Raw genomic sequence first — 14,012 nt, forward strand, 5'->3', positions numbered from 1 at the left:
CGACGCACGGCGTATCGGTCGCCTATAGCGCGACCAACGCGGTGAACCTGGCCCTGCTGGCGGCACGGTGTCCGGCGGGAACGGCGCGGATCATATCGGAGCATACATCGCCCGACGCGTATCTTGCGGAGGCGAAGCTCGCCTGGCTGCGTCGCCGGGCGATGCAGCGCTATTATCCGCGTGCCGATACGGTAGCGGTGCCGACCGCGGCGATCGCGCGGGAACTGAGGATCGCGGTCGCGCGCCCGCTGGCCACCACGGTGTTGTCCAATCCGGTGGTGGAGCGGATCACCCCGCTGGGCCCACGCACACGATCGGCCCCGCCGCAGATCGTGGCGGCGGGGCGGCTGGTCCCCGCCAAGGGGTTCGACATCCTGATCGATGCCTGTGCCCGGTTGAAGGCGCGCGGGGTGCCGTTCCGGCTGACCCTGTGCGGCGAGGGGCCTTTGCGGGATCAGTTGGCGGCGCAGATCGCGCGGGCGGGACTGGACGAGTCCATCACGCTGGCCGGGCATTGCGATCCGCTGGGCCGCACATTGGCGGCAGCCGACCTGCTGATATCCGCATCGCGGCGGGAGGGGTTCGGGAATGTGATGGTGGAGGCGATGGCGGCGGGAACGCCGGTGCTGGCCACGACGACGAGCGGCGCGACGACGCTGATCCGTGACGGGGTGAACGGGTTTCTGTGCCCACCCGACGATGCGGAGGCGCTGGCGGAGGCGATCGCGGCGCTGCTGACCGACCCCGCGCGGGCGGCGGCGGTGCGGGACGAGGCGCATGCCACGGCCGCAGGGTATGAGGCGGCCGCATCGACCCGCGGGTTCGAGGCCCTGGTCGACCGGGTCGCCGATTACGCGGCCGAACGGGCGGCGCGGGGGCTTAATCCTATCTCCACCAGATGCGTGGATAAGACGAGCGCCGTTGCAGACCGCGGCGACCGTGCCCCATGAGGATCGACCCGTTGACCAGAGCATTGCCAGGTGCGCCATGCCGCGCCGCGATCGTCGCACTGATCATGCTGTCCGGATGTGCCGGCAAGCTGGACTATGCGCCGCAGCCGCAGATCGCGCTGACCCCGGTCGCGCCCGCGCTGGTGCAGGATATCAACCGTAAACTGGGCGACGTGCTGGCCAGCGACGGCGATTTCCACGCCAACGACCTGATCCGCCTGACCTTCCCCTATTTCCCGCTGCTCACCACCGATCAGCGGGTGCAGTTTTCGGGCACGATCAGCCCGCCCCTGCTGGAACCCGTGCAGACCCGCGGGCTGACCACGACGGAGTTGCAGGCGATCCTGACCGCGCGGTACCGCGCCAAGCTGGAACAGCCATCGGTGTCGGTGTCGATCCTGCAATATAACCGACCGCCGCCGCCGCCCGAACTGTTCGTGATCGGCGAGGTCGTGCGTCCGGGCGCCTTTCCCTATCGCGAGGGAACCAGCCTGTTCGAAGGGCTGGCGCGCGCGGGCGGCGGCAATCGCGATGCGGATCTTTCGCGCGTCGTGCTGCTGTCGCCGCAAGGCGGAACGCTGGTCGCGCGGATGGTGGACATGCAGGCGGTGCTGGGCGGGCGGGCGGGCACGACCGAGACGCTGGCGCCGTTCAGCATCCTGCTGGTCCCGCCGACGCGGATCGCCCGCGACACCGATCGTTCCCGGCAGATCCGCGCGATCATCGGGTTCAACGGCGTCAATGTCGGTTCCGCCGTCACGTTGATCCAGCCATGACCGGATCGCTGGGCATGGACTATGTGCGGCTGGTGCTGTCGCGCTGGAAGCTGGTGACCGGGCTGGTGCTGGGCTGTACCCTGTTCGCGTGGGCGTTCAGCGTGTTCGTGCTGGCACAGCGGCCGACATTCGAGGGCGCGGCGCGGCTGAACATCGTGCCGACGGGCGAGGAGCTGGGCTATGCCAGCCGGTTCGTGCGCGGGTCGACGTTCGACGGTGGTAGCGTGCTGCTGCAGACCTATGCCGAATATGCCCATACCCGCCCGATCGTGGCGCCGATCATCGACCGCTATATCGACTGGCAGGCGCGGCAGGCGCAGCAGCCCCGCGCGCAGTGGGTGGCCGAACATTCGGTGCCGCCGGCGTTTTCGCCGGGACGCATCCTGGCATTCCTGAATTATGGCGAGGTGCCGGTGGTGCCCTTGCCCGACGACCTGCTCGACAACCTCGTGAAGAACACGACGATCGAGTCCGTCGAGGGTACCTATCTGCTGCGGGTGACGGTGGCGTGGGACGACCCGGAGTCGGCGGCGTGGTTCGCCAATGCGCTGTCGGAATCGATCGTCGATCAGGCCGACGTCATGTCGCGCGAATCCGGAGTGCAGATTGCGGGATCGCTGCAGTCGCGGCTGGCCGCGAAGGAAGCCGCGCTGGCGGCGCTGGTCCGCCGATCGCGCCAGATGAAGGTTTCGCTGGGCGTCATCGACCTGGATCGTCAGCGGCAATCGCTGATGGAGGAGCAGGTTTCGGAACAGACGCGGCTGACCGGCGACCGCGCGCAGCTGACCAGCAGCGAGCAGCAGATCGCGGACCTGCGGCGACAGGCCGGCGGCAAGCTGTCGGCGACGCAGCAGGCGGTGGAACAGTCGCTGGCGATCGAGGCGCCGAAGGCGGCGGGCCTGCGCGGCGGGATCGCGATCCGCGAGCGCCGGGTGGCGCAACTGGGCGCGCAACTGGCGACGCTGGGCACGCATGACGTCGCGGTCAAGGCACTGGATGACGACATCGCAGCGATGCAGCGCGAGGTGACCGGCCTGGTCGAGCGGATCGGGTTCAGCCAGACGGAAAATCTGGCCAATGCGCCGCGCATCCGCCTGATCGAGAAAGCGGTGCCGCCGCGGACCCGCAGTTCGCCGAAGCTGTTGTTGAACACGGCGCTGGGGTTCGTCGGGGGATGTGCGCTGGCGGGTTGCGCGTTGCTGTTGCTGGGTGCCGCGCCCAAGCGCGCCGCGCCGGACACGCCGCAGCCATCCGACGATGCGGATGCGGGCGCGGGTGCCGATCATAGCGCGGCGGTGGCCGCGCTGCGCCCGGCGGGAAAGCCGCAACGCGAGCGACGCGCGCCCGCCTATGCCAGCATCGGATCCGCCGCACTGGCGATCGTGCCGGACGCACCGCCCGCCGAGGCCGCATCCCTGACCGGTTCGGTGGTGCTGCCGCGCCCGCGGGACGGGATCGCCTATGACGCCGCGGAGGTCGCCGGACTGGCGCCTGCTGTAGCGGCGTGGCTGGCGGTGCCGCTGGCGGAGACGACGCCGCTGGTGATCGCCGCCATCAGCCATGACCGGGAAGCGCGCCTGCTGTTCCAGCTGATCCATGGGCATTTGAAGGCGCAGGGCCAGCCGATCTGGACGATCGACGGCACCGCGCGGCCGATCGATCCGCGTTGGCAGCATCATCCCAAGCGCCTGCTGGTCTATGGCGGCGGGTTCGGGGAGAGTGGCCGGCTGACGCTGTTGCGCGACGCGCCGGGTACGATCGTGCTGGCGGTCGCGGCGGGCGACGATGCCGCCGGCAGCGCCGAATTCGGGGATTCCGTGCGCACGATCAGCGGCCATCCCCCCTATGTCGCGCAGATCGAACGCTGACCCGCATGATCGGGAGCGGCGTCCTGTCGCGGAATCCGGCGGTGGCGGCGGACCATGATCCGGTCCGCATCGCGACGTTCCTGTGCCTGATCGGCTTTGCGGTCTTCACGCAGCTGGATGCGGTCGCCAATCGGCTGAGCGCCGGATCGCCGATCTCGCTGGTCGAGCTGTCGCTGGGCGGGACGATCGCGGGGACCCTGGCGCTATTGGCGGGGGGGCGGCAGGCGACGGGCGGTGCGCGTGGCGACGATCGCGGGCTGCGGCTGATGTTGATGCTGTTCTGCTGGACGGTGTTTGCCTGGGCGTTGTCGGCCCACCGGGCCGAAGGACTACTGTATCTGGTCAAGCTGGCGACGGCGATCGCACCCGCCCTGTGCGTGCTGGTGATCGTCGATCGGGTGGCGCAGCTGCGCATGCTGCTCTGGAGCATGATCGTGGCCGGGGCGGTATCGGGCGTGATCGTGCTGATCGAGGCGCGGACCGGCACCCGGCTGGTGGCGACGTCGCTAGCGGCGACCACGGCGGATTTCGACGGGGTGGCGCGGTCGTCGGGCGGATCGGACATGAACCCGACCACCGCCGCGCAGATGGTGATGGTCAGCACGATCCTGGCGATGGCGTGGCTGTTCGCGGGCGAGCGGGCGGGGCGGACCGTGCTGCTGGGCGCGACGCTGATTGGCGGGATCGCGCTGGCGCTGATGTCGGCGCGCAGTGCGATCGTCGGCGTCGCGGCCGCGGTAGGCCTGCTGCTGCTGTCGTTGCGGCACGACCGGCGGTTTCCGCTGATCCTGATCGCCGCGGTGGTGGTGGGCGTGGCCGGGTTGCTGCTGGCGCCACCGGTGCTGATCGACCGGTTCGCGGCGATCGGCGATTTCGCGCAGGACCAGACGCTGTACCGCCGGATCACCTATTTGCGGATCGGCGCGGACCTGCTGCAATCATCCCCGATCTGGGGCATCGGGCCAGGCAATTTCCCATCCTATTATGTCGGCGACGCCTATCGCTACATGCCCGGGCGCGTGGTGATGCCGCGCGAGCTGCACAACAGTTTCCTGGACACCGCGGTCGAATATGGGATCGTCGGTTTCGGGATTTCGGCGGCGATCGTCGGGCATGCGATCGGCCGGGCGCGGCGGGCCTTCGCACCGGGCGGGTCGCCGGTGCTGGCGCGGGCGGGCTTCGCGATCGTGCTGGCGCTGGCGGGATTGCTGGTCGCCTGCTTCTTCATGCCGCACAAGAATATGCGCTATCTGTGGCTGCTGATCGCGCTGGCGATCCAGTGCGGGCGGCTGCGCGATACGGATGATCGTACGGGAGCCGTGGCATGAAGCTGGCCGTCATCGTCACCGAATATCCGAAATCGACCGAAACCTTCATCTACCGCGACCTGATGAAGTTCGTGGAACTGGGCGTGGAGCTGCGGCTGTACCATCTGACCCGGTTCCGCGAGGATCAGCCGATCCACGCGTTCGCAGCGCCGACGCGCGGCTTTGCCCATCATCCGGGGATCGCCAGCCGCGCGTCGATCCGCGCGTTCGGCCGGGCGGCGATACGGCACCCGCTGCGGATGGCGGCCCTGCTGGTGCGGATCGCAACCGGCTATGCGCGCACGCCGAAGATCGCGGTGAAGTCGCTGGCGCTGGTGCCGCAGGCGCTGGCGATCGCGGAGGATGCGCGGCGGTGGGGCGCAAGCCATGTCCATGCCGAATTTGCGGGGCACCCGGCGACGGCGGCGTGGATCGGCCGGATGTTCGGCGGCCTGCCCTATTCCGTCAGTTGCCGTGCGCATGACATTTTCCGGACGCAGGCGTTGCTGGACCGGAAGCTGGGCGCGGCGTCGGCGGTGCGGACGGTCAGCCTGTTCGGCGAGGCGTTCCTGCGCACGCGGGTCGCGGGGCTGGCGACGCGCGCGATTCATGTCATTCATTCCAGCATCGACGTGACCCGGATCGCGCCGGTGGAGACGCCGCCGTCGCGCGCGCCGTTCCGCATCCTGTATGTCGGGGCGCTGGAGCCCAAGAAGGGCGTCGAATATCTGCTGATCGCGCTGGCCGAGGTCGGTGCGCAACTGGGTGACTGGCGGCTGGACGCGATCGGCCATGGCCCGAGCGCGGCAGCGTTGAAGCGGCAGGCGGAGGCGCTGGGGCTGGCGGCACGGATCAGCTTTCACGGGGTGCAGCCGTTCGAGACCGTCGCCGCCGCCTATGCCCGCGCGAGCGTGTGCGTGGCGCCCAGCGTGATCGGGCCATCGGGGCGGCAGGAAGGCATCCCGAACGTGATGATCGAGGCACTGGCCTATCAGCGTCCGGCGATCGCGACCGCGATATCCGGAATCCCGGAGCTGATCCGCGATGGTGAAACCGGGTTGCTGGTGCCGCAGGCGGATGCGGGCGCACTGGCGGCGGCGTTGCTGCGCGTGCATGCCGATCCGGACGCGGCGCTGGCGATGGCGCGGCGTGGGCGGGCGCATGTGATGGCGGAGTTCGACCTGGCGGTGAATGCGCGGCGGCAGATCGCCCTGTTCGGCGATCAGTAGGCGACGCGGTCACGCCGGCGACCGACCGCGCGCCGGGCGGCTCCGCTCAACGCCTTGACCGCGCGGTGACACGCGATCTTCGCGGCGTCGCGATGCGGGGCGGCACCGGTCGGTGACGGCGTGACGCCGAGCGTGCGCAACCGGTGGTTGACGCGGTGCAGCCGGGCCGCACGGTCGCTGGCGTCCGATCGCCAGGTGATGCTGAGCGAAATCGAGGGGGTCGGGCCGTTCTGGACCCAGTGCGGGGCCTTGACCGGGACATAGACGGCATCGCCCGCCGCCATCATAAAGGTCTCGGCCTGCGCATCGAAGGCCGGATCGAAGCGCATGTTGCGATGCCGGCCGCCGCGGTGGAACGCCTCATGCTGTTCGGCGGAGACGATCGCGGGATCGTCGGCGGGGTAGAGACGCATCGTCTTCGTGCCCGCGATCTGGAACAGGATATTATGTTCCGGGTCCATGTGGAACGGCGTCACGGCATCCGGCGCGGACAGGAACAGGAACGCCTCGCGCCGCTGATGCCGGCCGGTGGCGGGGAGGGTGACGGGGGCGAGCTGCGCCAGGATCGTGTCGACCAGCGCGGTGTAGGCCGGGTCGCAGTCGATCTTCTTCATCACCATCCAGCAGCCATTGTCGGCTATCGTCCGGACGATGTCGGCCGGGTGGGCGGCGATGCGGGCGATCGCGTCCGGATCCTGATCGACCGCGAGATTGCCGAGGCTGTGTTCGACATGATCGTCGGGCAGGCGGCCGGCGAGTGCGGCCAGTGCATCGAGCCGCAACAACGGGTGGTTCGTGAGCCGGTGGGCGAGGCCGACCGCGCGGGCCGGGTAGGCGGCGGCGAAGGCCGACAGCGCAGGCGGATCGATCCAGCCGTCATCCATGCCGTTGCTGTCCTGCATCGCCCGTTCCGTTCCCTGATCCATCGTGCGGACGGTAGCAGCGGATGTTTAACGCTCCGTGCGTATCGCGCGCCGGCGGGCAGCGGCGCGAACCGCCAAGGCGCGCCCGGCATGCAGCAGCCGCGAAAGCGGGCGATCGAAGGGAAGCGTCAGCGAGATGATGTCGCGGCGTTCCACCCAGATCCGGTCGATCATGGGATGGCCCGCGCGCGCGCAGCTGTCGACCAGATCGAGCCGACCCTCGTCCAGCATGACGTCCAGACAGGCCATTTCCAGCAGAACGCCCGGCGAAAAGGCGGCGTAATTCTCATCATAGGCGATCTTGAGCTGGAAGGCATGGCCTTGCGGCGTTTCGATCGTGGCGAGCATCGCGAGCGGCGCGCCATCCAGCGCAAGCCGCCGGAAATCCAGCCGGCCAAGGGCATGCGCAGTGGTCAGGATCTGACGGAAGCTGCGTTCGCGGACCGGATCCGCCGCCGCCGCCACGCCGTCGCGGCCCTTCCACCCGCCAAGTTCCAGCGCGAACAGCGCATCGATCCAGCGGGCGGGATCGGCATCGTCCGCAAGCCGGTCGACGCTGAGTTCGCCGTGTTCGCCCAGCCGGTTGAGCAGGCGGCGCTGTTCCTTCAGCACTTTCTTGCGGATATGCGCCGCGCGGTAGGCGGCGCTGGTCGGACCATGCCGCAGGATGGCGCGTACGGTGCGACGCGTGACCGCCCAGGGCCGGCGGCGTTCCGCCAGCAACGCCAGCAGGGCGGCCGTGACGCTGCCGTCGGCGGCCAGCGTCGACAGCCGCAGGTAGGCGCCGGAGCCATGCCGATCGAGATGCGCGAGCGCCGCGATCCAGAAATCGCGTTCGTGGCCGGCCAGGACCAAGGGATCGCCGAGCGCGCGCACCGGCTGTTCCCAATTCTGGAGCAGCGCGGGCGAATAGCGGCCGGCCATGCGGCCCGGCTGTAGCGGAAGCAGCCCGATCAGCCGGGTGCGATCCCCGACCGGACCATGCCACACCAGCAGCAGATCGGGCGGGCCGGTGGCGGCAAGCGCCGCGGACGGTGCCACCATCCAGCGTTCGTAGAAGATATTGGGGGTGGCGGCCCGGATCGCCAGCATATCCCAGGCGGCGGTGATCGCGGGCGGCAGGCCCGCGGCATCGCATCGTTCCGCCCATGTGCCGATCATATCCTACCTTCCCGCCAATCGCGCCGGGCGTAGCGCAACAAGGTGCGTGTGCGATTAACGCGCGGCGGGCGCGGTGCGGGCACGGATCGGATCGGGCCGTGGGCGACCGATGACTGTTCGCGACATGGGACGCGATCATGGCGAACAGCGGGAACACGGAAGTCGGCGGTTCTTGTGCGTGCTACCGATGTTCGGCCGAATACTGACTGGACATCCCGATATCCGTCTGTTGTATTTGCGGCCGCGGGGGAGATGGTCATGCGCAGGTGGATGACGTGCGGAGTGGCGTTGGCGGCGCTGGTGCCGGCATTTGCGGGCGCGGTGGCGGCGGACCGGCCTGTCATCCGGGCGGCCAGCGCGCTGCCGCCGAGCCGCTTCACGCTGTCCGGACCACCAAGCGCGGCTTTCCTGGGCGATGCGTTCCTGACCGAGACCGTGCCTGCATTGCGCGCCGAGGCGGAGCGGGTGCGGGCAACATACAGCATCGCCGATACCGCGCTGGCCGACCGGCTGCGGACCGGTCTGGCGGTGATTGCAGTCCTTCAGCGGCGACCGGCGGATGCCGCCGTGCTGATCGCCGAATCGCGCGCGGCGGCGACCAAGCCGCAGCAGCGTGCGATCGGCATGCTGTTGCAGGATGCGCTGGCCGCATCCGCGCGGCCGGATGGCACGTCCGATTGCGCGGCGGGTGCGGCGCGGATCGCGGCATTGCTGGCGGCGAACGATCCGGCGGTGATCCGCGACGAAGCGTTGCAGCGGTTGACGCAGATCGCCGTGGTCGGACCCCGGTTCCTGAGCGGGACGATCGCGGCCGATCTGGATACCGGCGTCGCGGCACGGGGTGGTGCGAACCTGGTCGAGGGCCTGCAGCTTGCGTTGTACCGGCTGGCGGCGACGATGCTGCCACCCTGTCGCGATGCCTATTCCGGTGCGATCCGCCGCTGGATCGCGCTGCCGACGTCGCAGCCGACCGACATCTGGGCGGCGCGGCAGCCGGCGGCGTCGGTGTTCGCCGCGGCGAAGCCGGTGACGGTCGCGATCTGGGATTCGGGTTATGACCCCGCGCTGTTCGGTGGGCAGCTGGCGATCGATCCCGCGGAGCCGCTGGACGGGCGCGACAATGACGGCAACGGCGTGGTCGACGACTGGAACGGGCCAACCTACGGCTATCGGCTTGAACCGATCGCCGCGCCGTTGCCGCCGCCATCGCGCGAACTGGCGCCGCAACTGGCGTTCCAGATGGCTTTGCAGAAGGGCACGTCCGACCTTCGGTTCGGATATGACACACCGGAGGCAGCGTTGTTCGCCGCACGGTCGCGCGATGCCGGACCGGCGGATCAGATGCTGGACGCGCTGCTGTGGGCGGAGATGGGCGGGCGGAACCATGGCACGGAGGTGGCGAGCGAGATTGCGGACGGCGCGCCGTTCGTGCGGCTATACACGGTGTTCGCGCTGCCGTTCGGCGACGATCCTCGCCCGGTGCCAATCGACGAGCCGCAGATGGACCGCTGGGTCCGCGCGATCGCGGCGGTGGGGCCACGGATGCGCGGCGCGGGCGTCCGCATCGTCAATCTGAGCTGGGGCATCTCCGCCGATGAGCTGAGCGAGAAGTTGATCCAGACCGGCAGCGAGACCGATCAGGCACGGGCGGTGACGCGCGGCACGGCGATGTTCGCGCGCGCCGAGGCAGCCCTGCGCCGGCTGGTCACGGAGTCACCCGACATCCTGTTCGTGGTGTCGGCCGGCAACAGCAATCAGACCAGCGACATCCTGGCCGCCGCGCCGCAGGCGATCGTGGCACCGAACCTGATCGTGGTCGGGGCATCCGGCACCAACGGCCGCCCGACCGGGTTCACCACCTATGGCAAGGGTGTCGGCATCTATGCCTGGGGCGAGGGCGTGCCATTGCGAACGCCCGGCGGCATGCAGATGCGCAATTCGGGAACATCGATGGCAGCGCCGCTCGTTGCGCGGGCGGCGGCGTCGATGCTGGCGGTCAATCCGCGGTTGCGCCCGGCGCAACTGATTGCCGGGATGACCGCGACCGCCACTACCGATGACGCCGGCCTGAAGCTGTTGCACACGGCCGCGGCGGTGCAGTGGGCGCGATCGCGCTGATATCAGGCGGCGGCGCTGACCAGCGACGGGTGACGGAGCGTGAACAGGTCCACGATCGCGTCGAGTTCGGACGCGTGCGCCTCCGCCTGCTTCGTGATGCCCGCAAACTGCCGCGCGAGCGACGCGCTGTCGCGGGTGAGGGCATCCATCTGGCCGATGGTGCCGTTGATGGTTTCCAGCGACTGGGATTCGCGGCGGCTGGCATCGGCGATGGTGTCGAGCAAGGCACTGTTGTCGCGAAAGGCCTGAAGCATGGTACGCAACGCTTCGGCCGCGGCGGAAACCATGGCGGACCCGTTGCGGACCTCCAGCCGGGACTGTTCGATCAGCGTCTTGACCTCCGTCGACGCGTCGGTCGCCCGTTGCGCGAGGCGGCGGACCTCGTTGGCGACGACCGAGAAGCTGCGGCCATTGTCGCCCGCGCGCGCGGCCTCGATCGATGCGTTGAGCGCGACCAGTGTCGTCTGCGCCGCGATGTCGTCGATGACGTCGACGATCGTCAGGACGGTGGAAGAGGAGTCGTCGATCCGTTCCATGGCGGCAGTGGCGGTGGCCATGACCTGTCCGCCCTCACCAGCGGACTCGCTGGCGGCATTGGCCCGGTAGCGTGCGGTTTCGGTCGAGTCCGCGTTTTCGCGGACGATGGCGGTGATCTGCTGCGCTTCGACCGAGGTGCCGTGGATCGCCGCGGCCTGGCGATCGGTCCGTTCGGCCAGCCGCGTGGCGCCGTCCAGCAGTTCGACGGTCGCCAAGCGGATCTTCTGCGACATCTGGCGGAGTTGCTGGACGACCGCGGTCAGCCGATCCGCGACCGCGTTGACGTCCTGTTTCAACGTCGCGAACGCGCCACGATAATCGCCGTCGATCCGGCGGGTCAGATCGGTCTGCGCCAAAGCGGAGAGGACGCCGCCTGTCTCCGTCAGGCCGCGGTCGACGGTGGATACCAGCGTGTTGACCGACAGGGCCAGATCATTGAGCTCCGCATCGCGGAAGTTGCCGGAGACGCGCTTGGTGAAGTCGCCCTCGCTTGCGGCGTCCACGACCCGGCCGAATGCCGATTTCAGCTGCGCCATCATCGCCGCCCGGTTTTCCGCTTCGGCCAGAGTACGGCGTTCGTCCGCCGCCGCCATGCCGGCAACCTGGATCGCATTGTTCCGGAATACCTCGACCGCGCGCGCCATGGCGCCGATTTCGTCATGACGATCGACCCGGTCGATGACGATATCGAGCCTGCCCCTGGCGATCTGGTGCATGATGTCGGTGATGTCGTGCAGCGGTTTCAGGATCATCCGGGATGCGATGATCCAGAGAATACCGAGGCTGGCGAGCGTGATGAGCGCCGCCGACAGCGCGCTGCGCAGATAGGAGGCGTTCAGCCCTGCATGCACGGCGGCTTCATCGACGACGATGCAGACGTACCAATGGCGGGATGGCAGGCCGGCAATGGGCGTAAATCCGATCAGCTTCGCGCGGCCGCCGGCATTGGCAGTCTGGGTGGATTCGGACACCGGCGGCGTGACGCCATCGAAGATTGCCGACAGCGACTTGCCGACCAGCGCCTTGTCCTTGTGGACCAGGATCACGCCGGCATCGTCGACCAGGAACGCATAGCCGGTATGATCGAGCGATATCTGCTGAACCAGCTTCGCGACCGTGCTGATGGTGAAGTCGGAGCCGGTGACCCCCTGCAGCACGCCTTTCTTGTACAGCGGAACGGCGAGCGTCACCACCAGGCCGCGGGTGCCGGCACTGCTATACGGTTTGGTGAGCGTGGCGCCGCGTTGGCGTAAAGCATCGATATACCATGGGCGCTTGCGCGGATCATAGCCGTCGGGAAGTTTATTATCGATGCTGGTCGCGCTGAACTTGCCGTCGGCTTCGGCGCCGAAATAGACTTCCTCGAACGTATCGGTGACGGTCCGCTGACGCAGCGCGCCTTCGCGAGGCTGGCCGTCGGGGACGCGGGCGACGATGTCGTTGGTCAGTTCCACCAGCAACCGTCGCCCGTCGAACCAGTCGCTGATCTGGCTGGCCGTCGCCTTTCCGACCTGCACCATGTCGCGTTCCACATCGCCCTGCACCGCGTTGCGCGCACCCAGGTAGGAAATGGACGAGAGCAGCGCGAACAGGCCCAGCGCGACCGCGGCCGTCGCGAGAACAAGCTTTGCGGCGATGCTCGACCCCAGCCGGCGACGGCGTCCGAAGATCGCGGTTCGGGTTCGGAGGAGCGCTCGCATGCCGTAGAGGATTAGCGGCAGCTCGCTAATAGCCCGTTAACGATGCGGGTCCGAAGTCCCTGTACAGGCTTGAAATTGTATAACCCAGATCATGGTGGGCAGCGGTGCCGATCGGAAGGGCTGGAGCGGGTAGCGGGGATCGAACCCGCGTCACAAGCTTGGAAGGCTAGTGCTCTACCATTGAGCTATACCCGCGCATGCTCCTGTGCCGATGGATGGCGCCATGTTCGAGACAGGCGAGCAGACATCGCGTTCGGTGCGATGGTCCACTGCCATCGCAACGGGTCGGTCGTCAACCGCGCAGCGACCGATTTTTCGTCAGGGCGTGACCGTCTGGCGAGTGACCCGTCATTCCCGCTTTCACGCGCTGCCATGACCGACTAGCGCTATCGACCGAACAACAAGGGACAGGCGATGGACGATAGGCACGGCATGCGATTGCGGTCCCTGTTGTTCGTGCCGGGTGACCGGCCGGACCGGATGGAAAAGGCGCTGGGATGCGGCGCCGATGCGCTGATCCTGGATCTGGAGGACGCGGTCGCACCGGCGCGCAAGGGCGAAGCGCGGGCGGCGGTCGCGGCGTTCCTGGCGCAGCCGCGGGGCGCGGTCGCGCGGTTCGTACGCATCAATCCACTGGACAGCGATCTGGCGACGGCGGATCTGGACGCGGTGCTGGCGCAGGCGCCGGACGGGATCGTGCTGCCGAAGGCCGAGGGCGGCGAGTCGCTGCGGCGGCTGGATGCGATGCTGGGGAGGTCCGACGCACGGATCCTGCCGATCGCGACCGAAACGCCGGCGGCGATGTTCCTGCTGGGTAGCTATGGCGGGGTGACGGCACGGCTGTGCGGGCTGACCTGGGGTGCCGAAGACCTGCCCGTGGCGATCGGGGCGATGACATCGCGCGAGCCGGACGGGCGCTATACCGCGCCCTACGAGGTTGCGCGGAGCCTCGCCCTGTTCGGGGCCGCCGCCGCCGGGGTGGCGCCGATCGAGACGGTGTTCCCCGATTTCCGGAACCTCGACGGGCTGCGCGCCTATGCCGAACGCGGGGCGCGCGACGGCTTCACCGGGATGATGGCGATCCACCCGACGCAGGTGGCGGTGATCAACGCCGCCTTCACCCCGTCCGACGCCGCGGTCGCGGAGGCGCGCGCGATCGTGGCGGCATTTGCCGCCAATCCCGATGCCGGGGCGCTGGCGATCGCGGGGCGGATGGTGGACGCGCCGCACCTGAAACGCGCGCGGCGGGTGCTGGCGGCGGCGGGCTGAGATCAATCCAGTTCGGCGAGGTCCAGCGCATCGAGCAACGCCGAACGGGCGGTGCGCAGCGCGGCGTGCAGCGCGGGATCACCGAGCTGGTCGGGCGTGATCCGTTCGGGCCAATGCGCCGCCACGATCGCGGCGATCCGGTCGAGCTTCGCAGGGTCGACCAGGAAGCGGGGA

At 68.9% G+C, this 14,012-nt stretch carries 11 protein-coding genes and 1 tRNA gene; 7 read left to right on the forward strand and 5 right to left on the reverse strand.

Annotated elements, in window-relative coordinates:
• The 5 genes from VF649_RS11855 to VF649_RS11875 all read left to right on the forward strand — a co-directional run.
• Window positions 1-950: glycosyltransferase (locus VF649_RS11855; protein WP_331012165.1), on the forward strand; the 950-nt coding region annotated here is incomplete at its 5' end.
• 11 nt (window positions 951-961) lie between these two features.
• Complete coding sequence (locus VF649_RS11860) at window positions 962-1,726, forward strand: polysaccharide biosynthesis/export family protein (protein WP_331012166.1); 765 nt, start codon at window positions 962-964, stop codon at window positions 1,724-1,726.
• Window positions 1,723-3,594, forward strand: a complete 1,872-nt coding sequence (locus VF649_RS11865; protein WP_331012167.1) for a hypothetical protein — start codon at window positions 1,723-1,725, stop codon at window positions 3,592-3,594. The genes VF649_RS11860 and VF649_RS11865 overlap by 4 nt, the downstream gene beginning before the upstream one ends.
• 5 nt (window positions 3,595-3,599) lie before the next feature.
• On the forward strand, window positions 3,600-4,922 hold the full coding sequence (locus tag VF649_RS11870) for an O-antigen ligase family protein (protein ID WP_331012168.1): 1,323 nt from the start codon (window positions 3,600-3,602) through the stop codon (window positions 4,920-4,922).
• Window positions 4,919-6,130, forward strand: coding sequence for a glycosyltransferase family 4 protein (locus VF649_RS11875; protein WP_331012169.1), 1,212 nt, complete (start codon window positions 4,919-4,921; stop codon window positions 6,128-6,130). The genes VF649_RS11870 and VF649_RS11875 overlap by 4 nt, the downstream gene beginning before the upstream one ends.
• Here VF649_RS11875 and VF649_RS11880 read toward each other — a convergent pair.
• Both VF649_RS11880 and VF649_RS11885 read right to left on the reverse strand, forming a co-directional pair.
• Window positions 6,124-7,056, reverse strand: coding sequence for a cupin-like domain-containing protein (locus tag VF649_RS11880; RefSeq protein ID WP_331012170.1), 933 nt, complete (start codon window positions 7,054-7,056; stop codon window positions 6,124-6,126). The two genes, VF649_RS11875 and VF649_RS11880, sit on opposite strands and share 7 nt — an antisense overlap.
• Window positions 7,057-7,080: 24 nt before the next feature.
• Window positions 7,081-8,214, reverse strand: a complete 1,134-nt coding sequence (locus VF649_RS11885; RefSeq protein ID WP_331012171.1) for a GNAT family N-acetyltransferase — start codon at window positions 8,212-8,214, stop codon at window positions 7,081-7,083.
• 258 nt (window positions 8,215-8,472) lie between these two features.
• Here VF649_RS11885 and VF649_RS11890 point away from each other — a divergent pair, with 258 nt between their 5' ends.
• Window positions 8,473-10,332 (forward strand): S8 family serine peptidase, encoded by a 1,860-nt coding sequence (locus tag VF649_RS11890; RefSeq protein ID WP_331012172.1) that lies wholly within the window; start codon window positions 8,473-8,475, stop codon window positions 10,330-10,332.
• 2 nt (window positions 10,333-10,334) lie between these two features.
• Here the strand turns inward: VF649_RS11890 and VF649_RS11895 are convergent, their stop codons facing one another.
• The gene (locus tag VF649_RS11895) at window positions 10,335-12,569 is read right to left on the reverse strand and encodes a methyl-accepting chemotaxis protein (RefSeq protein WP_331012173.1); all 2,235 of its coding nucleotides are present in this window, start codon (window positions 12,567-12,569) and stop codon (window positions 10,335-10,337) included.
• 121 nt (window positions 12,570-12,690) lie between these two features.
• A tRNA-Gly gene (locus VF649_RS11900) sits at window positions 12,691-12,764 on the reverse strand.
• 237 nt (window positions 12,765-13,001) lie between these two features.
• Here VF649_RS11900 and VF649_RS11905 point away from each other — a divergent pair.
• The gene (locus VF649_RS11905; RefSeq protein WP_331012174.1) at window positions 13,002-13,838 is read left to right on the forward strand and encodes a CoA ester lyase; all 837 of its coding nucleotides are present in this window, start codon (window positions 13,002-13,004) and stop codon (window positions 13,836-13,838) included.
• A 2-nt stretch (window positions 13,839-13,840) separates the two neighbouring features.
• Here the strand turns inward: VF649_RS11905 and VF649_RS11910 are convergent, their stop codons facing one another.
• Window positions 13,841-14,002 carry an N-succinylarginine dihydrolase gene (locus VF649_RS11910; RefSeq protein ID WP_331012175.1) on the reverse strand — a complete coding sequence of 54 codons (162 nt, stop codon included), beginning with the start codon at window positions 14,000-14,002 and terminating at the stop codon, window positions 13,841-13,843.
• Window positions 14,003-14,012 lie beyond the last annotated feature (10 nt).

Source organism: Sphingomonas sp., assembly GCF_036387535.1.
In the GTDB taxonomy this organism is placed as follows: domain Bacteria; phylum Pseudomonadota; class Alphaproteobacteria; order Sphingomonadales; family Sphingomonadaceae; genus Sphingomonas_R.